Raw genomic sequence first — 19285 nt, 5'->3', positions numbered from 1 at the left:
AAGACTGTCCGAAAAGGAATTGTACACTATCTTTAAGAAAGACTTTGGGTAAAGTTAATGATAGGGATTACATACTTTTCAGACAGTCTTTTTTATTATTGGGTAATTACTTTCGAATTATCAGGGTCTTTCCACCAATATGGATTGGAAGCGCCGAAGCTGGATGCCCAGTCACCAAATTTAGGATACGCTTCCAAAATGCTTGTCGTTTCTACTGGTACAAGGAAATCGGTACCACGTTTAGTTCCTACACTGATACCGCTAATCTGCAGTCCCGTTGGCATATTCTCATTATTTACATAATATAATCCCTCATCAGGCCTGGATACATCACTACCTGTGCCGAAATAAGAGAAATTCATTTTACTTGTTGGAGGGAATTTCACAATATGTGCTTCTTTATCACGTCCTGTATTGGCAGAAATGATGATAAAGGGGTTTATATTAAATTTGCTGTATGTTTGTTCCCAATATTCGTTATTAAAGAAAGGAGTGAATGCCTTTTCTGTAAATCTTTCTTGGGCAACGTCTATCGTTACAGTAAACGTTTTGTTTATAGCTGCTTTTTGATTGTCAAAAAGGATAATAGTGGGATAATTTTGACCAGGCTCCCGGTCTTGCCCTTCCATGAATTGTGAGACGATTCCGCCGGATTCTACGGTTATTTTCTTTATATCACTATTTGCTATACCTGTGAGCTGGTAACCAAAACCGTTTTGCCAGTTTGCGCCATCATGTTTAGGCACAAATGTATCTATAACTTTTACGACTTTACTTGTGAGAACACTCTTATAAATTTCGCGCTTATATTCGACAATCATATCATTCATGTCATAATCTCCTTTGGATGGCCAAAAATCTTCAAATGATAATACACCTTTAAAGGAGTTATAAATCTCTTTGTCATTAATGGATTTGTCTGGGAGTTCTTCTACACCACCAGTCTCAATGGCTGATCCATCTGAGAAATCAAGATAGAATACGGCATCGCCAAAGTTTCCTTTTCTGGTATTATCTCCTGTCGGTTCAAAGTTGGTTGCATCCTCCATACCAAATGCAACGACTTCTCCTGATTTGTTCTTTAGGGCAATGGTACGGTGTTCTTTGCTCTTATTCAGATCACGAATAGAATAGAAAGTACGTTTATTATTCATAATCTCCTTTGTGCCTTGGTTGTAGGAAGACTCAATAAGGAACCATGCTATGCTTACTCCCGCAGGGAACTCGTTCACGAACTTTGTGCCATCCCAATATTTCAGTTCTACTCTGTCGCCGGTATACATACTACCTGCTGTACTGCTGGAATTACACACGGCAGTCGATATGCGCGGATAGGCAATGATCGGTGTAACTTGACTTATATCAGTCGGCTTTTGATCGGTAGGGTAGGTGAAATAACCGACTGTGTTTTGTTTGGTACCTGTACTGCTGAGCATAACCAGTCCTATTTCTGTTGGTTTCTTAACATTGATTTCTATATTTACATTATCACCTATATATTCAGGATAATAATCTTCCATTGCTGCACTTCCACCCGGTTTAATAAAAACTTCACGGATATTATACATGAGCTGCCCATCTATTTCCGTTGGAGTAGAAGAAAGATAAGTAGGACATCCTATCTCATTCCATTCACCTAAAACCTGGAAACCTTCCGGATATTTGTAGCCGCTATTGGTAACCCCTCTACTCGTACCCTTCGCATTTCTCTTACTTTGTATAAAAGCTTTCTGATCAAAAGATATTTTTCCGTTTGTAATTTGTAGCTGAATCGGGCTGACAGTTCCAAGATAGTCTGAATAAAGGTAAAGTTCTGTAAGATAAGACGGAATAGATATGAAATCATTAAAGATTCCTTTTTTATCCGTAGCCCCGCGATAGACAGGCTCTTCTTTTGTCTTGATAATGTTTCCATCCTTATCTTCCGATAGCGGATTTTCGGCATATAACTCAAAAACAACCTGATAATTTAAACCATAGTTTAAATCAACTGTGCAACTGGAGGATGTTGTAAAGCCAAAATATTCATCTGCAGTTTTTTCTTCTGGAGCCTGATATAAGTCCTTTTCCATGCAACTGGCTAACGAGAGTACGCATAGTACCCCCATTGAGAGAGATTTGAAATTGTTTGTTTGCATAACTGTGTTCTGATAATTTGATTGTGACCCGCAAATGTATGCATTTAATATATCAAAACAAAGAGTTTGGAAATAAATCGTTTAAAAAGAAATATATAGCATGGTAAATACAACAAAAGTCCGGTAACCAGTTGATATAGGTTACCGGACTTTGATGTCTCATTGGATGCAAATATTATTTCTTTTTTGCGGTTCGTTTACCTTTGGCAGAAGTGCCAGGACCTTTCTCATCTTGTATTTTGATTAGATCGAAGCAACTCTTCAAACTCAGATCTTGAGGAACAATGTCTTTAGGGATCTTGTAATTATTACCTTTGTATGCAATGTAAGGTCCGTACCGACCATTCAGAATCTCCAGTTCCGGTTCTTCATCAAATTTTTTGATATGGCGTTCTGCTTCTTTCGTCCGTTTTTCCAGAATCAGCTGCTCTGCTTCTTCCAGAGTAACTTTCATCGGATCAAGTGTTTTCGGCAGTGATACATATACCTTGTTATGCTGGATGTAAGGACCAAAGCGACCTATACCTACAGTGACAGTCTTTCCTTCATACTCACCTAAAGTACGCGGTAGCTTGAACAGTTCCAGCGCTTCCTCTAGGGTAATGGTCTCCATGGACTGCCCTTTCTTCATCTGGGCAAAACGAGGTTTCTCTTCATCATCTGCGGCACCGATCTGTACTACAGGGCCGAAACGACCGATTTTCACAGATACAGGCTTGCCTGTTTCCGGTTCTTCTCCCAGCATACGTTCGCCGACTTTATGTTCTGTCTTTATGGATAATGTCTTTTCTACTGCCGGATGGAACTGATCATAGAAAGTCTTCATGATCGAAGTCCATTTTACTTCTCCTTCCGCTATTTCGTCAAATTCCTTTTCTACGCTGGCGGTAAAGTTGTAATCCAGAATATCCGGGAAGTATTCGGTAAGGAAGTCATTCACCACAGTTCCTGTATCTGTAGGAAAGAGTTTCGACTTTTCTGCTCCCGTCACTTCATTGTGACTTTCATCTTTAATCTGATTGTCTTTCAGTGTCAGCACATTAAATGTACGCTCTTCACCGTCTTTATTTCCTTTTTCCACATATTCGCGTTGCTGGATAGTAGAAATCGTAGGAGCGTATGTGGACGGACGACCGATGCCCAACTCTTCCAGTTTACGTACAAGGCTTGCTTCCGTATAGCGTGGCGGGCGTTGAGTGAAACGTTCAGTGGCAACGATAGGTCCATATTCCAGTTTCTGGCCTTTCTTTAAAGGAGGCAACAGACGGCTCTCATCTTCCTGTTCATTCTCATCGTCGTAAGACTCACGGTATACACGTAGGAAACCATCGAACTTGATAACTTCGCCGATGGCAGTGAATGCATCACCGCTTTTGCTTATAGAGATGGTAGCAGTAGTCTTTTCCAGTTCCGCATCCGCCATTTGTGATGCGATGGTGCGCTTCCAGATCAGATCATACAGTTTCTTTTCCTGTGCTGTGCCTTCTATGGATTGATTTTCCATGTAAGTCGGACGAATGGCTTCGTGCGCTTCCTGTGCTCCCTTCGTCTTTGTTTCGAAGTGGCGCGGATGTACATAGCGTTCGCCCATCATCTGTATGATAGCGTCTTTGCTGCTGGCTGTTGCATATTCCGACAGGTTGACGGAGTCCGTACGCATATAAGTGATAAATCCGGATTCGTACAAACGTTGTGCGATCATCATCGTTTGTGCTACGGTATATCCCAGTTTGCGTGCCGCTTCCTGTTGCAGGGTAGAAGTTGTAAACGGAGCCGGCGGCGTTTTCTTTACCGGACGGGTAGTTATATCTTCAATCGTAAAAGTCGCTCCCTTACATGCGTCAAGGAATGCTTTTGCTTCTTCTTTCGTTTTGATACGGCGTGATAGTTCCGCTTTCATTTCTACCAGCTTGCCGTCTGTATCGGGAACCAGGAATATGGCGATAACCCGGTATGCGGCTTCTGATTTGAACGCATGAATTTCGCGTTCACGTTCTACAATCAGGCGGACAGCTACCGACTGTACGCGTCCTGCCGACAGAGATGGTTTAACTTTTCTCCAAAGTACAGGAGACAATTCAAAACCTACAATTCTATCCAGGATTCGTCGTGCCTGCTGTGCATTTACGAGGTTGAGGTCGATATTGCGTGGTTGTTCGATTGCTTTTAAAATGGCACCTTTGGTGATTTCGTGAAATACGATTCGTTTTGTGTTTTCCGGTTTTAGTTTTAATACTTCATACAGATGCCAGGCAATAGCTTCTCCCTCGCGGTCCTCATCGGATGCGAGCCATACGGTTTCTGCCTCTTTAGCTTCTGCTTTCAGCGTGCTGACCAAAGCCTTTTTGTCTGCCGGAATTTCATAATCGGGTTTAAAATTCTTATCTACGTCGATACTGAATTCTTTCTTCTTCAGATCACGTATATGTCCGTAACTAGAAAGGACTTTGAAATCTTTCCCGAGAAATTTTTCAATCGTTTTTGCTTTTGCCGGAGACTCGACAATGACAAGGTTTTTTTGCATAATTCTTTCTTTTATAATGGCTTGTACCATGATATTTCGGGGCAAAAGTAAAAAAAAAGATTCGCCCTACCTTATAATATAAGGAGAAACTAATATTTTTTTGGAAAAAAATAGGTTTTGAGTAAATCTGCATTTCTTTGGTATGTGCAAGTATTATTAAAGAAATGTTCTATAATTAAGGGGAAATTAATATAAAACAGTTTTATTTAAATAGAATTTCCTATATTTACACCTTTGTACAGTATTATGTGGCTATTTATGAGAAAGATTCTATTTAAAATATATCTATTGTTTTTCTTTGTAGGTATTGCACAACCTATATTGAGCCAGTCTCCTTATTATTATTACAAACAACTTGGAATAAAGGAAGGACTCTCACAGTCGAAAGTACAATGTGTTCTGAATGATCATCGGGGGTATCTTTGGATTGGTACGGAATCCGGTTTGAATTGTTATGACCGTGACCATCTGAAGCAATATCTGCATCGCCCGGGAGATGAAAGAACGCTGCCTTCCAACAACATCACTTTTATCGCCGAGGACTCTTTATGCAATCTTTGGGTAGCTACGATGAACGGCATTTGCCTTTACGACAGAGGGAGTGATAGTTTCAGAACTTTATTGAATAATGGTAAACCAATCTATGTTGCTTCCTATTTATTGGTTGAAGGAGGAATCTTACTGGGAGGATCAGGAGCCATATACAAATATGTCTATGCCACTAATAAGCTGGAACCTTTGTATTATGCGCAAGACCCTGTTTATTACAATCCCTTTTGGCAGATGATACGTTATGATGAAGAGAATATCCTGCTCAATTCACGTTGGCACGGCATATATTCCTTCAATATGAAGACGTATGAAGTGAAGAAAATAGAGTCGTTTACAGAAAATAACTATACCAGTATCTATCTGGACTCCTACAAGCGTCTGTGGGTAAGTGTTTATGGTAACGGACTGTATTGCTATCAGGGAAACCAGCTGATCAAACACTTTACGGCGTCAAATTCTCCTTTGACGTATGATGTCATTCATGATATCATGGAGAGAGATAATCAGCTTTGGGTAGCCACTGATGGTGGTGGAATCAATATGATCTCTTTAGATGACTTCTCATTTACTAATATTCAGCAAAAACAGGATGATGTTCATTCCTTTCCAGCCAATACTATATACCGCCTCTATCTGGACCCTGCCAATAATATGTGGGCAGGCAGTATCAGAAGAGGGTTGATTGGTATAAAGAATGTGTATGCCTGCTCTTATCAGAACGTTCCTTTTGGCAATCTGTACGGATTAAGCAACCAGACTATCAATAGTTTCTTTCAGGATAGCGACGGAATAGTCTGGGTGGGAACCGATGGGGGAGGTATCAACCGGTTTGATCCGGTATCGGGTACCTTCAAACATTATCCTGCCACCAAATATGAGAAAGTTGTTTCCATTGTGGAATATACTCCTGACGAACTGTTGTTCTTTTCCTTTAATAAAGGACTCTTTATCTTTCATAAGCAAACGGGGCAGATACGTCCCTTTGTGCTGATTGACAAGGAAATGAACGATCAGACCTGTATCAATGGTTTTTCTGTCAATATTCAGCGGATAACGAAGACTAAAATTCTTTTCAGTGCCCAGCATATTTTTATATATGATATGGTCACCCGTAAATTTGATATAGTGGCCACTATGGGAGAAGAGTACGAGCGTCATTCTCCGCTGGTCATAGCTACGGTAGGTGCAAAGACGTACCTTTCCGATCTGAAGAATATTTGTGAGTATGATTCTTCGGAAGGGACTTTCCGGACGATTTATAAAGGGCAATACACTATCAGTGATGCCTCTATGGACCAGGATGGTATTTTTTGGCTGGCTTCTACTGAAGGCTTGGTGCGTTATGATCCACGGACAGGGAAGAGTGAGCTGATAAATACAAGTCTGTTTCAGGATGTAGCTTCTGTTGTTGCCGATAATCAATATCGGATCTGGATAGGGACGAGACGTCATTTATTTGTTTATTCTTCCCGTACCCATAATTTTGCTACCTTGGAGGAGGTAGATGGAGTTCTGCCTAACGAATACATCTTTCATGCTACTCTTCTTGCCGACAACGGAGATGTTTTTGTCGGTGGTACCACAGGCATGACGGTGATAAACTCTGCCGTTCATTTTGATACAGATGAGGATTATACGGTCGAACTGCTGGATGTATTATTAAACGGTCTGCCTGTCTCGTTATCCGAAGAGCCGCAGGAAGCGGCTGAAACAATTCAGGTTCCCTGGAACTTTTCTTCCCTGCAACTGAAAGTACTGCTGAATGAAGGCGATGTATTCCGCAAGAATTTCTTTCGTTTCAATATCGAGGGACTCGATCAGGAATTGGCGAGTTCCAATTCAAACTCTTTGGTTATCAACTATCTGCCGATAGGGGAGTATACGATTACCGCTTCTTATTATACCCGTGACGGAGGGTGGAGTACGAAACAACCCATTCTGCATGTTGTGGTTACTCCGCCTTGGTGGAAGACTGGCTGGTTCTATATGGGATTATATATATTGTTGGGAGCAGTGGCTTATAGCATTGTCTACTATTTCTATCGCAAGAAGAAAGCCAAACAGAAACGGGAGATTATGCGTCTGAAAAATAAGATGTATGAAGAAAAGATTAATTTCCTGACGAATATCAGTCATGAACTTCGCACTCCTCTTACACTGATTTGCGCACCATTAAAGCGTATTATCAATCAGGAGTCGGACAAGCAGGATGTGGAAAAGTTGTTGATTCCGATCTATAAGCAGGCATACCAGATGAAGAGTATCATCGATATGGTACTCGATGTAAGGAAGCTGGAAGAAGGAAAAGATATGCTGCATATATTGCCGCATCCTTTGAATGAGTGGGTGCGCTCTGTCGGAGATAAGTTCATCAGCGAGTTTCATGTGAAAGGCATCAGACTCGAATATGAGTTGGACGAACAGATAAAAGAGGTACCATTCGATCAGAATAAGTGCGAGTTCGTTCTTTCCAACTTCCTGATGAATGCGTTGAAGTTTAGCGAATCGGGCACCACTACTACACTGATTACCACCTTGTCACAAGAGAAAGACTGGGTTCGGATCTCTGTCAGGGATGAAGGGATGGGACTGAATATGGTAGACACGGACTCTCTTTTCTCCAGTTTCTATCAGGGGGGACATGAAAAAGGAGGAAGCGGCATCGGATTATCCTATGCGAAGAGTCTCATCACACACCATAAAGGAAGAGTGGGCGCTTCGAATGCAGCGGGAAAAGGGGCCATCTTTTATTTTGAACTACCCTTATTCACGGATACTTGCGGACAGCTGGAACCAGCTTCTGTGGAAGCAGCTACAGGCGTGGAAGTGAATGAACCGGATAGAATCGATTATACCTTCCTGAAAAAATATTCAGTGATGGTGGTCGAAGATACTCTCGAACTGCGAAACTATCTGAAAGAAACGCTGAGTAATTATTTTGCCCGTGTATATGTTGCCAAGGATGGGAAAGAGGGATTGGAACAGATTAAAGACCGATTGCCGGATATTATCATCAGTGATGTCATGATGCCCCGGATGAATGGGTTTGAACTTTGCCGGGAAGTAAAGACTAATCTGGATATCAGCCATATTCCTTTTATCTTATTGACCGCCTATCATAATTCTCAGAATATGTATACCGGTTATAAGACCGGAGCGGACGCCTTTTTGCCGAAACCTTTCGAAATAGACGGTTTGCTGGCATTGATTCATAATCAGTTGAGGCAGCGCGAACAGATACGGGCAAGATATAAAGATGATAAGCTGCTGACACACAAGGAAGTGAGCTTTAGCAATGCGGATGAGACTTTCCTGCTGAAATTGAATACATTGATTGCGGATAATATGAGTAATCCGGAACTGGATGTTGCATTCCTTGCTACTAATATGTGCATCAGCCGTTCGTTGTTATTCAATAAAGTGAAGGCCATCACGGGTATGGGGATTGTAGACTATGTGAATAAGCAGCGCATCGAGCAGTCAATCGTGTTGCTTACTACTACTACCATGAACATTACTGAAATCTCCGAAGTGGTCGGCTTCTCCTCTTTGCGTTATTTCAGTAAGGTTTTCAAGTCTATAAAAGGAGAGATTCCTTCCGCTTATAGAAAACAGGATAAGTAAATCGCATTGATAACTTGAACTTAGGAACGTATACTAGAAAAAAAAATAAATATTAGTTTCATGCTCTCATTCTGTATGAGGTAAATATCATATAATCAGAACAATATGTAATGAGAGATACTTCTTTTGCAAGGTATCTCTCATTGTTTTCTACGCAAAATAGCTTTAATTAGGCTTATCTCTCATCCTTTTTTGCTTATCTCTCATTCCCTTTCCTTGCGTAAGTAGGTAAACAGACTCCCCTTTGAGGGTTAATATCTCATATATCAGTTTCAAATAACAGGTACTTTGTAGCTCGGATACCTTATATCTTTGTTATATCAAGCCTATATACTTCTGTTTTCTTACCGACATCTTCATCGTTCCACCCGGGTGAAACGATCTTGCCACTAGAGTGGAGAGATCTGTTCACTACGGTGATGAGATCAGATCATTCGGGTGGAACGATGAAGATCTCCTATTAAAAATCTGATAACAATAGGTGAAAAGCACGACAGGATAGGGTCTTCTGCATAAGAGAAAGCGGTATATCCCGTCTATTCCATCATTTCTCTGCCTACAACGTTTATGAGCTTTAAGTCATAGTTATCATTGTGGGCATCTTGGAATAATTGCCAGATCATCACGCCGGCATAGTCGTTTTCTTTGATGAACTTACATTTGTTGGCTATAGTAGGGCGGCCGTTATAATAAGTCTTGCCTATATTATCCTTGTCCGCTGCTTCATTTCCAAGATGTTTGAGTATGCCGCTATAACGGATTCCACGAACGGCATCCACTGCGCCTTGCAGACTTTCCTCCCAGGAATATCCATAAAAAGGAAGTCCTCCCACTATTTTACTTTTGGCTGCACGGCATTGTTCATTCCAGTATTTGAGGTCTTTCACAAAGTCATCATATGAAGCATGCTGGACCGGTTTGTCGGTAAATGCTCCCCGGTCATAACTCATCAGGTTGATATAGTCGAAGTATTGCTCCCATTCGGTTCCGTAATTAAGCCAGCGGCTGTTGACGGCACAGGTCATCAGCATATTTTTCTCTTTTGCCAGGTATAAACCTCTGGCAAAAACCAATAATGAGGGGAAATTCTTATCCCAGTTGTCATATTCCTCATAATCGATGTCGAAGCCGTCCAGTTTATATTCTTTAGTGAATGTAATAATCTGCTGTATCAGTTCTTTTCTGGCTTTCGGATCATTGATGGCGGTAGTGAATTCTCCCGGACTGTTCTTAGCCAAAGATATCAGAATCTTGACATTATGCTTGTGAGCCGTTTCACGTACACTTTCAATTCTCTTCCGGACAGGATCGATGTTGAGTGTGCCGTCTGCTTTTACCCTTGCAAAGCTGGCATTGATATGCGTCAGATATTTCCATTCTATCGTAGGAAATAAACTTTCAAACTCCCAGTCGTCAAGCGCAAGGTAGCCGATAACTACTTTCTGGGTGACTTCCGGTTGGGGCTGAGGCTGCGGTTGAGGCACATTGGGTTCCTGTGTGTTGTTGGTATTAGAAGAGGGTCCGCAACTAGTGAATAAAATGCTTACAGCCGTTAATAATGCGTATAATAAATGTTTCATGTTTAATAAGTAAAAAAGATTTAATACCCGAAAACAAATAGAGGAATGAAAGTTTTGAATAGTCTCTATACTTCCATTCCTCCTTCTTTAGAAGTTCCTAAAAACCTTGGCTCCTACCTTAAAACCTATTTATCTAACTTGGTTATTTTTACCCAGTCAATTTCCATGATGGCAGGTAAGTTGGCATCATCGATAGGACCTGCCCATGAGCCCGGTCTGTCTCCTCCTAATCCCATGTTCAGGATGAGATAGAATGAAGAATCTTTTGTAAACGGCCATTGCTTCATTTCTGCTTCATTCTCCAGTTTCAGGTTTGAATAAGAGAAAGTCTCCTGTCCATTGACGAAGAAAGTCAGCTTGTCTTCGCTCCATTCTAAAGCGTAGATGTTCCAGTCCTGATAATTGCAAGTTACTTGTGCGGTGTTGGACGGATCTTTGATGTTCAAATCATACGTGTAGTGAGTATGTATCGTATGATGGATCGCGGATTCCTGTTTCACATGTTCCATGATATCGATTTCTCCGCAATTCGGCCATCCGTCATAGATATACTTCTTCGGCATCATCCAGATAGCGGGGAATGCGCCGTTGGGGTAACTGGTGATTTTGGCTTTTACTTCTACCCGTCCGAAGGTGAAGTCAAACTTGCCTTGTGTCTCGATACCTCCGGCTTTGTATTCGTCGCCTATTTTTTCAGCTTTGAGTATCAGTCTGCCGTCTTTTACGTAAGCCTGGTCATAGCTTTCGGACATTTCGTCGTTCCAGTCGGAACCTGCTTTCTGGCAGAGTACCCATTTGGTCGGGTCCGGATTGCCGTCCACGTCAAATTCGTCCATGAAGAGAACGTCCTTCATGGTGTCGTCAAACTTGGTCAGTACGATAGTATAGGTCGTTGTTTGATTGTCTTCGGTGGTGACGGTCACTGTCTGTTCTTTTTTCCAGTTGTGTACAAATGTTGCCGGGTCCGGTGAGATGGTGGCTCCGTCGCTCATTAGCGTATAGTCTACGCCGGTGATGGTATTGGCATCCTCGATCGTACCGATTTCCACTCTGTGGGTTGTCTGGTCTATTTTCCCATGATAATAGGAAGTCGTATTCGCTGACACATTATTTACTGCTACGGCAAAAGCGGTGAGCGGATATTTCTTTTCCGGAGTGATGTAATTGGTCTCATCATCCGAACAGGCAGCAGTGGAAAATCCGATGATTGCCATATTCAGTATAAGTAATATTTTTCTTTTCATCATACTCTTTTCTTTTTATTGATTTTTGAGTTTGTTAGAAGCGATTGCCTGATTGAGGGAGTTCAGGCAATCACTATCTTTAGAGAATTAGTCTCCCCATACTAGTGGAGCGATGTATTCCCATTTAGTCAGTGTGGCACTGCCGCCGGAAATTGTCATCGAGAAATTACCACCATCTTTGGTATCCGAGAATGGTACTTTGTAAGTATCACTTGTACCGTTAGCGTCTATCACACCGTCGCTGGTTGCTTTTCCTATGACTGTACCGTTGAGAATCCATTCCGAGTAAATCCATGATTGAGTTGGATCATTGGCATCTATAGCTTCGCGTATCTCGAATGATAATACGTTTGGCTTGCTGGTATCTACATCACGGCCGCTGTTCTCATTGTATACGTCACCGTTCCACGGTCTTGTACTTAATTGAGTCCGTTTGCTCAGAATATGGAAGCGAAGTTCTACGTCTCCTCCGTCAAATGCTTTTCCGCTCCAAGAGAAGAAAGTAGTCAGACTGGCGTCGCCAAGCGGTTCCCAATAGAAGCTGTAATGACCCGGCATTAAACCACCCGGTCCGTAGTAAGCACCGCTGATGGATCTGTTTACTTCAGTAACCACAGGTCTTTGTGGATTCGCTTGTTTAATCTTGATTGTCTTCATAAGCGGAGTAGCGCCTTCGGCAGCTTTGGTGCTCAGTACAATAATTCCGGTACGGACAGAAGAGCCTTCGTGTGCGTCTACGTTAATCACGATGTCGGCAGAACCGTCGAATGAAGTCTTTTCGAAGTGATACCAGGTATCATCCGCTTCGTTTTCTTTGGATACTTCCCATTCTGCATTCGATTCTACGTGGATGGTGAGTTGCTGAGCCTGTTCATACATAGCAAACCACTTACCGTTTTCCGGTGTATCTGGTGTCAGCAACACACCGTCTTGTATACATTGTACTTCTCTGGCTATTTTCCCGTGCCGGTCATAGATGGTTACAATACCGGTACGTTGTTCGCCTGTATTCGGTGAAGCGGTGACAGTAATTTCTCCGTTCATTTCGCCCGATGCTCCGGATTGGATGGAGAGCCAAACATCACCGTCTGTTACTTTAGCAGTCCATTTCTGATTGCTGAGTACGCTGAATGTTTCGCTGTTTCCTTCCTGGTCGATCATATCCACGCCTTCTACATTCAGGTAAGCAGTACCTTTCTGGGTCAGAACGAATCTTTTTCCGGTCCAGTAGTCACTTTTAATGTTGAGTGTGTCTATACGGTCGTCCAATTCAGTGTTTTCTTTGCAGGTAACAGTTACGGTGTAGGTCTCACCTGCCTCACCTGTACTGGGTGAGATGGTGTACCAATCATATTTTCCGAATACTTCCCACGGGTCAGTTGACTTGACCTGGAAGGAGACTGGTTCCGGATTTTTCGCTTCAACCAGATAGGAGTCTTCTACTCTATAGCGCAGGTCTACCCATTTCTCTGCTTCACTGTCATCGCAACTCTGCAATAAAGAGAATGCAGGTAGCAATGTAGCGAGAGAAATGCCTGTAATTATTGATTTTCTGATATTTAATCTCATACTCTTGAATTTTAGGGTTCGGTTATTATTCTACTGGTTCCCATGTGATAGACTTCACGGTGAAATTGGAAGCTTTATTTGTGGTATGCATCCTGAAGTATACAGGTGCTCCCGGTTCGGTTGCATAAGGATCGGTTATGTTATTATCTAATACGGCAACCTCAACACCATCAATAATCAGTTTAAGAACTAATGCGTTCGAACCTTCTTCTTTGTTGACAACAAGGAATTCAATCTTCTTCACTACATTCGTTTGTTCCGATGTCCAGGTAAATGTTTTCTGAGTCCAGTTTAAGCCTGAACCTCCACAAGTGAAGTTACTTTCTTTATTTGCGTAGAAATGCAAATGGAAGTTTGTATTTCCTGAGTTGGGCCACATATTAAACTCAATCCAATCTTCTCCGGTTAAATTGATAGATTCGAAATCGAATGCGAGACGTCCTTTTTTGAATAAATAGTTGGTGACTATTCCACTGCCATAGAGTGTCATGTAACCGGTTTCCTCATCCACAACATAGTTATCTGCTCCTCCTTCTTTCCAGAAAGCAGTACCCTGACTGATGTCGAACGTAATGCCGTCAAATCCGTCGATGACTTCTTTGGTCTTCATAATGATGTGGCCGACACGGTTTACCATCAGATTATTAGTCGTTGTTGTCGTTACTTTCAACTCTGTTTCACTCAGTGCCTCAGCTTTCAGCCAACTCTGATATTCCTTAGGAACTTCAACTTTCCATTCTTTGTTTGCGCGAATCAGTACAGTCTTTTCCATACCACTGCCTGTTCCGGGCATGCTGATTGTTGTACTTTCGGGATCTTCTTCCAGTTCAATGATCACTCCATTTTGAGTAATGGTAAAGGTGTATTCTTCAAACTCAGTTTTTATAGTCAGCGTGCCTGCTCTCTTGGCGCCTGCATTGGCGGGCAGCGTCACAGTTACGGTTTCTGCTATGGCATCTTCATTACCTGTACCGGATGTTTTGTCGATATTGGAAAGGAAAGCGGTGGAAGGAATGATTTCCCAAGCTTTGTTGGAAGCAATGGTAAAGGTGATGCTGCCGCCTTCTGTCGGTACCAGTTCATCGTAAGGAACCACCACCAGGTCTTCTTTCGAAGCCTGCTCGATAGTAACTACCTTGGTGCCTTCAACGCCTTCTGCCTTGATAGTCAGTTTGGCTGTACGTGCTTTCTTTCCTGTATTGTTTTCCATTGTCACCACAATCTCCGACACCAATGAACTGGCTGCACTCATCGAAGGAGTCGGCTTGCACCACTGCTGGTCGCTTTCAATCGTCCAGGGAGTGTTGGAGCTGATGTTGAACACTACATTGCTTGGAGAAGTTGCCAAAGCAGTATAAGACTCCAAAGCATCTATCTGGATATTGAGAGGACCTTCCGGCTGTGAGTCGATGTCAAACTCCTGGCATGCTACAAAACTGAATGTGCACAGTGCAAGAATCAGTTGCATTAACGTGTTGCTATATAACTTTTTCATATATCTTTTAAATATTAGATTAGACAATTAATTACCATCCTGTGTTTTGAGGATTTAAGTTTGTATTCTTGTATAGTTCGCTTTGAGGGATCGGATACAGATACATGCAATCTCTCCAGTTACGGGTTTCGTAAAGGTTCTTGTAGAAGTTGAACGTACCGTCCGCCTGCTTCTCGATCTTTACTCCGTATAGTTCCCGCTGGGTAGTATCGGCAATCTTCCATCTCCGTACATCCCAGAAACGATGATCTTCGAAAGCAAACTCTACACGCCATTCATTGTACAGGCGTTCAAGGAAATCTTCTTTTCCCATGGAAGGAATCAACGGCATATCGGCATTCTTTCTCACTTCATTGATAGCCCACAGAGCAGAATACTTATAAGTCTCATCTGTGTAATTGACATCATTGAAAGCGTTGACCATAGATTCCGCATACGTTAGTAATGTTTCCGCATAGCGGTAAATCACCCAATGATGCTTGCTGACAGCTTCTTTACCCGGTTCAAAGCTAGTAGCTTCCTGAATGTACTTGCGCAGGAAGTATCCTGTCGGTGAACCGCCTTGTGATACGATTCCGTCGTCGGCGCCACCTTTGAAGGTTTCAATGGTGTAGTCTTTAAACGACATTCCGTTGGCAAGAATAGCGCGGTAGAAACGTTTGTCACGATTCTCATAAGGTGATTGCGGGTCAAATGCAGGGTCTTCGCAAACCCATCCTGTGTTTTCTAGGGTTACTTTGTAACCGTTGACTGTCTCGAATGCGTCCACAAGGTTTTGTGATGGGTAATTGCTGTATGGGATAAGACTGGAAGTGCGTGTTCCCGCAGTCATGCGAAGCGGGAGATTAAACATTTCAAAGTCCGAATCATCACCATTGATCCTCATCAGTACAACTTCTTTTGAGTCGAGGTTGTTGGCACTCTCCTGGGGGTCGAGAGAGTAAAGCCCTGTGTTGATAATATCTATTGCTGCTTTGGCAGACTTTTTCCACAATTCGGTATCCATAGAAGGATTGTGTAGCTTACTGGCAGCATATAGCAGTGCTTTTGACTTTACTGCCATTGCAAAGCCTTTGGTCACTCTGCCGATTTCCGCTCCCGGTTCGTTTACATAGCTGTCCGGCAAGTTATTGGCAGCGTCGTCGCATTCACTGACAATGAAGCTGATAACTTCGCTGAATGGTGTCTTGCCGATTGTGTTGGCTTCCTCTTCAGTCAGTACTTCCAATGGCATGGCGATGTCACCGTAGCGGCGTGCCAGTTCAAAGAAGTAGTGTGCCCGCAGCACTCTGGCTTCGTAAGGGAAATATTTCAGCTGCTTCATCCAGTTTGTATATTGTCCGTCGTGCTCGTAGCGTGTGAAGTCCACTTGGGCAATCTCTGCTATAAAGCTGTTGGCAGCACGTATACCGCGATACAGGGTCCATGAATCGTCATAAGTTTTAATAGGCGACCAGTTACCGTTATTGGTATTCTGGATATTATCTGCATAGGCTCCGAATTCGCCGTCATCACTGGCACAGTCGCGCATGGAATATCTGTCTTCGGTGAAAATTCCGCCGGAGGTCGCAAACAGTTGGTAGCCTTGTGGCATGTATGAGTATACGTGGGTAAGCATTGATTTGCTTGTACCGAAATACTTGTACATGTCTTCTTTTGTCTTCAGGTTGTTCGTTTCATCAAAGTCAAGGTAGTTGCACGAAGCAAAGACCAACGAAGACAAAATGGTTAAGAGTATGTATTTGGTTCTCATAATGTTCATTTGTTACTTTGCATTAAAAATTAAGTTTGATACCTGCCCAATAACTTCTTGTCGACGGATAAGCGATGCCAAGTTGTTCCGGATCGGCAAAATGGATATTGTCTAATGAGAACAGATTGGTGCCTTGTACGAATACTTTCAGGTCGGCAAAGCGAGTCTGCGATTTCGGGAAAGTATAAGCTACCAATAGGTTACGCAGTTTCAGGAATGAACCGTCACGGTACCACAGTGAGCTGGCGCGATAGTTATTCAAGTTTTCTTGAGTAGTCAGTCTCGGCATGGTTGCATTGGTCTTATTCTCCGGTGTCCAGCTTATTTCTTCATTCAGGAATGTATTTGAAATGTTGCCATTGCTTACAAGTGGACTATAAAGCGGACTGTTGAGCAATGAAACAGTGACTCCGGTCATTCCCTGGAAATCAGCGGAAAGCTCCAGTCTCTTGTATGAGAAGTTCAGATTGAATCCGAAATAGAAGCGTGGAACAGATGAACCGAACATTTTCACAACGTCTTTCTCGTCGATGCGGTTGTCACCGTTCTGATCTTTGTATTTCACGTCACCGGGAGCTACGTCCGAGAAGGTTTGTTGCGGACTGTTGTTGATTTCCTGCTGGCTGTTGAAGAAGCCGATAGCTTCCAGGCCGTACATCTGTCCGATACGGTTGCCCTTGGTATACAAGTAGTCGTATTCTTGATATGCCTGGTTTACATTGACTACCTCTGTATTCAGATATGACATGCTAGCACCAATACCATAATGGAAATCACCGATCTTATCATTCCAACTCAAAGAAGCATCCACTCCTTTGTATTTATAGATTCCTTCGTTCACCTGACCTACTGTGATACCGATAATACCGGAAGTAGAATTGGCACCTGACACAAGTATATCCGAACGTTTTTCGTAGAAACCTTCTACTGTTGCATTCAAACGATTATCAAAAGCAGCGAGATCAAATCCGAAAGTCGCTTTCTGTGATTTTTCCGCTACCAGGCCGATAACCGGCAGATCGCCTTCACTGCCACCGGACTGTCCTCCGGCATTCACTCCGAAGTTATAACCGGCACCGCCGCTGCCATAAGACTGACGCCATAGTTCGTGGCTCAGATTGCCGTCCCATCCGGACAGACCGTAAGAGGCGCGAATCTTAAAGAGATTGATCGGTGTCACCTTTTCCATAAATGCTTCGTTGGAGACGATCCATGCAGCAGAAACGGCAGGATAGTTCGAGTATTTGTCTCCGTCGGGCAGGTAAGCTGATCCCGAGCGGTTGAATACGGCATTGAGGCTGTAACGGTTGTCGTAAGTATATGTGGCGTTCACCAGCACAGACTGATTCTTCTGAGAGTTGTTTCTGCCGTTTTTGACAACAGACTGCATATCATAAATCAATGCTCCTCCCACCTGATGTTTGCCAAAAGTGCGGTTATAATCCACCTTTGCCTGGAAATCGCTGCGTAGCATCAGTCTTTCGAAAGGTTGTGTATGTCCCAGTGTTTCGGAGTCTGTACCATAAATGGCAGGAGTTGTCACCAGTGTACCATCGCTGGTGATACTTGCATTGCTGTTCATGTAACGATACTCTTTATTGGTGGTTTCATTCATTCCTCCGATATTATCGAAAGAGACGGATGCTTCGGCTGCCAGCCCTTTGGTCAACGCACTTAAATCCTGACGGATGCTCAGGTCGGCGAGTAATGTTCCGTATACGTTACGGATGTGTCCGTAGTCTTTCAACAGAGCTACCGGATTACCGGTTCCGTACACAGAGCTACCTCCATAAATGCCATTCTCATAACGAATGGGGAATGCAGCGGATGGAATGCCATAGATTTTGTTGAAAATAGCGCTGCGTCCATAGCGGGTACCTCTGAATTCTTTCAGTCTGCCTACAATGCCGGCTTTCAGCAATGTGCTTTCCGTCACTTTTACGTCCAGATTGGTACGTACGGTCAGACGTGTGTCTGTAGGTGTAGTGTCGAAACGTGTATCTTCCGTGTTTTTCTTCAACATGGAGCGATCCCGGTAATAGTCAACTACCGTGTAAAAACGGAACTTGTCACTACCTCCGCTGAAAGACATTTTCAGGTTGTGGGTCAATCCTGTGTTGTTCAGCGTTTCATTCCACCAGTCTACATTCGGATAATCATACGGATAGATTCCTGTCCGGAAAGCATCCAGTTCCTGCGCATTGTAGCGTGCAGGCAGACCGTCTCCGCTTAATGCGGTGTTAAGAGCGTTCGCATACGTATAGGCATCTGCGAAGTCCGGAGAACGGAATTGGGTATTGACACCGAAATTATAGTCCACATTTACCTTCAGACCATTGCTTATTCCGCGTTTAGTCGTAATCAGTACTACTCCATTCGCACCACGCATACCGTAGAGAGCAGCGGCTGCCGCATCTTTCAGAACGTAGCATGATTCGATTTCCATCGAAGTGATGTCACTGATATCACGTGGGAAACCATCAATTAATACTAGCGGGGCATTTCCGTGTATAGAGAGGGTGGATACGTTATCGGCTGACGAACCTGTACCCTGATATACATTCAGACCTGCCACTTTTCCATACAAAGCTTTGCTGATATCTATGTACGGGGATTTTTCGAATGCGGAAGCATTGACTCCGTTGATAGAGTAACTGCTGGTCTGGGAAGATACGTTCATCTGGTAGCCGATGCTCAGTGTATCTGCCAGCTGCATTTCCGAAGCAGCTTTCGATGTCTGTGCATTCAGGGATACCGAACCTCCCAGGAGCAGAGTGATTAATATATAATTTATTTTATTCATTGT

The 19285-nt window shown here is 43.0% G+C and carries 9 protein-coding genes; 1 reads left to right on the top strand and 8 read right to left on the bottom strand.

Features of this window, described 5'->3' with window-relative positions; all coding sequences use genetic code 11:
• Positions 1–95: 95 nt before the first annotated feature.
• Positions 96–2138, bottom strand: a complete 2043-nt coding sequence (locus tag ACHLI0_RS11775; RefSeq protein WP_490749217.1) for an LruC domain-containing protein — start codon at positions 2136–2138, stop codon at positions 96–98.
• A 175-nt stretch (positions 2139–2313) separates the two neighbouring features.
• Positions 2314–4662 carry a type I DNA topoisomerase gene (gene topA, locus ACHLI0_RS11770; RefSeq protein WP_008765309.1) on the bottom strand — a complete coding sequence of 783 codons (2349 nt, stop codon included), beginning with the start codon at positions 4660–4662 and terminating at the stop codon, positions 2314–2316.
• A 258-nt stretch (positions 4663–4920) separates the two neighbouring features.
• Here topA and ACHLI0_RS11765 point away from each other — a divergent pair, with 258 nt between their 5' ends.
• Positions 4921–8838, top strand: coding sequence for a hybrid sensor histidine kinase/response regulator transcription factor (locus ACHLI0_RS11765; RefSeq protein WP_490749216.1), 3918 nt, complete (start codon positions 4921–4923; stop codon positions 8836–8838).
• Positions 8839–9374: 536 nt separating this feature from the next.
• Here ACHLI0_RS11765 and ACHLI0_RS11760 read toward each other — a convergent pair.
• From ACHLI0_RS11760 to ACHLI0_RS11735, 6 genes are all read right to left on the bottom strand, one after another.
• Entirely contained in the window at positions 9375–10418 is a 1044-nt protein-coding gene (locus ACHLI0_RS11760; protein WP_490749215.1) for a glycosyl hydrolase family 18 protein, read from the bottom strand.
• A gap of 125 nt (positions 10419–10543) precedes the next feature.
• Positions 10544–11665, bottom strand: a complete 1122-nt coding sequence (locus tag ACHLI0_RS11755; RefSeq protein ID WP_225629642.1) for a DUF4971 domain-containing protein — start codon at positions 11663–11665, stop codon at positions 10544–10546.
• A gap of 84 nt (positions 11666–11749) precedes the next feature.
• The gene (locus ACHLI0_RS11750) at positions 11750–13231 is read right to left on the bottom strand and encodes a BACON domain-containing protein (protein WP_016268921.1); all 1482 of its coding nucleotides are present in this window, start codon (positions 13229–13231) and stop codon (positions 11750–11752) included.
• A 25-nt stretch (positions 13232–13256) separates the two neighbouring features.
• Complete coding sequence (locus ACHLI0_RS11745) at positions 13257–14726, bottom strand: BACON domain-containing protein (RefSeq protein WP_055221566.1); 1470 nt, start codon at positions 14724–14726, stop codon at positions 13257–13259.
• Between the two features lie 31 nt (positions 14727–14757).
• The gene (locus tag ACHLI0_RS11740) at positions 14758–16479 is read right to left on the bottom strand and encodes a RagB/SusD family nutrient uptake outer membrane protein (RefSeq protein ID WP_008765317.1); all 1722 of its coding nucleotides are present in this window, start codon (positions 16477–16479) and stop codon (positions 14758–14760) included.
• 22 nt (positions 16480–16501) lie between these two features.
• Positions 16502–19282: a SusC/RagA family TonB-linked outer membrane protein gene (locus ACHLI0_RS11735; RefSeq protein ID WP_117859780.1), complete on the bottom strand. Its 2781-nt coding sequence runs from the start codon at positions 19280–19282 to the stop codon at positions 16502–16504.
• Between the last annotated feature and the right edge of the window lie 3 nt (positions 19283–19285).

The organism is Bacteroides sp. RCH18, assembly GCF_058231005.1.
Note: the sequence above shows the minus strand (reverse complement) of the source record. Positions and strands in the feature narration are given on the sequence as shown.

Excerpts from the sequence above, each read along its gene's own strand:
- ACHLI0_RS11775 (WP_490749217.1), bottom strand. The coding sequence starts at position 2,138 with ATGCAAACAAACAATTTCAAATCTCTCTCAATGGGGGTACTATGCGTA.
- topA (WP_008765309.1), bottom strand. The coding sequence starts at position 4,662 with ATGCAAAAAAACCTTGTCATTGTCGAGTCTCCGGCAAAAGCAAAAACG.
- ACHLI0_RS11765 (WP_490749216.1), top strand. The coding sequence starts at position 4,921 with ATGAGAAAGATTCTATTTAAAATATATCTATTGTTTTTCTTTGTAGGT.
- ACHLI0_RS11760 (WP_490749215.1), bottom strand. The coding sequence starts at position 10,418 with ATGAAACATTTATTATACGCATTATTAACGGCTGTAAGCATTTTATTC.
- ACHLI0_RS11755 (WP_225629642.1), bottom strand. The coding sequence starts at position 11,665 with ATGATGAAAAGAAAAATATTACTTATACTGAATATGGCAATCATCGGA.
- ACHLI0_RS11750 (WP_016268921.1), bottom strand. The coding sequence starts at position 13,231 with ATGAGATTAAATATCAGAAAATCAATAATTACAGGCATTTCTCTCGCT.
- ACHLI0_RS11745 (WP_055221566.1), bottom strand. The coding sequence starts at position 14,726 with ATGAAAAAGTTATATAGCAACACGTTAATGCAACTGATTCTTGCACTG.
- ACHLI0_RS11740 (WP_008765317.1), bottom strand. The coding sequence starts at position 16,479 with ATGAGAACCAAATACATACTCTTAACCATTTTGTCTTCGTTGGTCTTT.
- ACHLI0_RS11735 (WP_117859780.1), bottom strand. The coding sequence starts at position 19,282 with ATGAATAAAATAAATTATATATTAATCACTCTGCTCCTGGGAGGTTCG.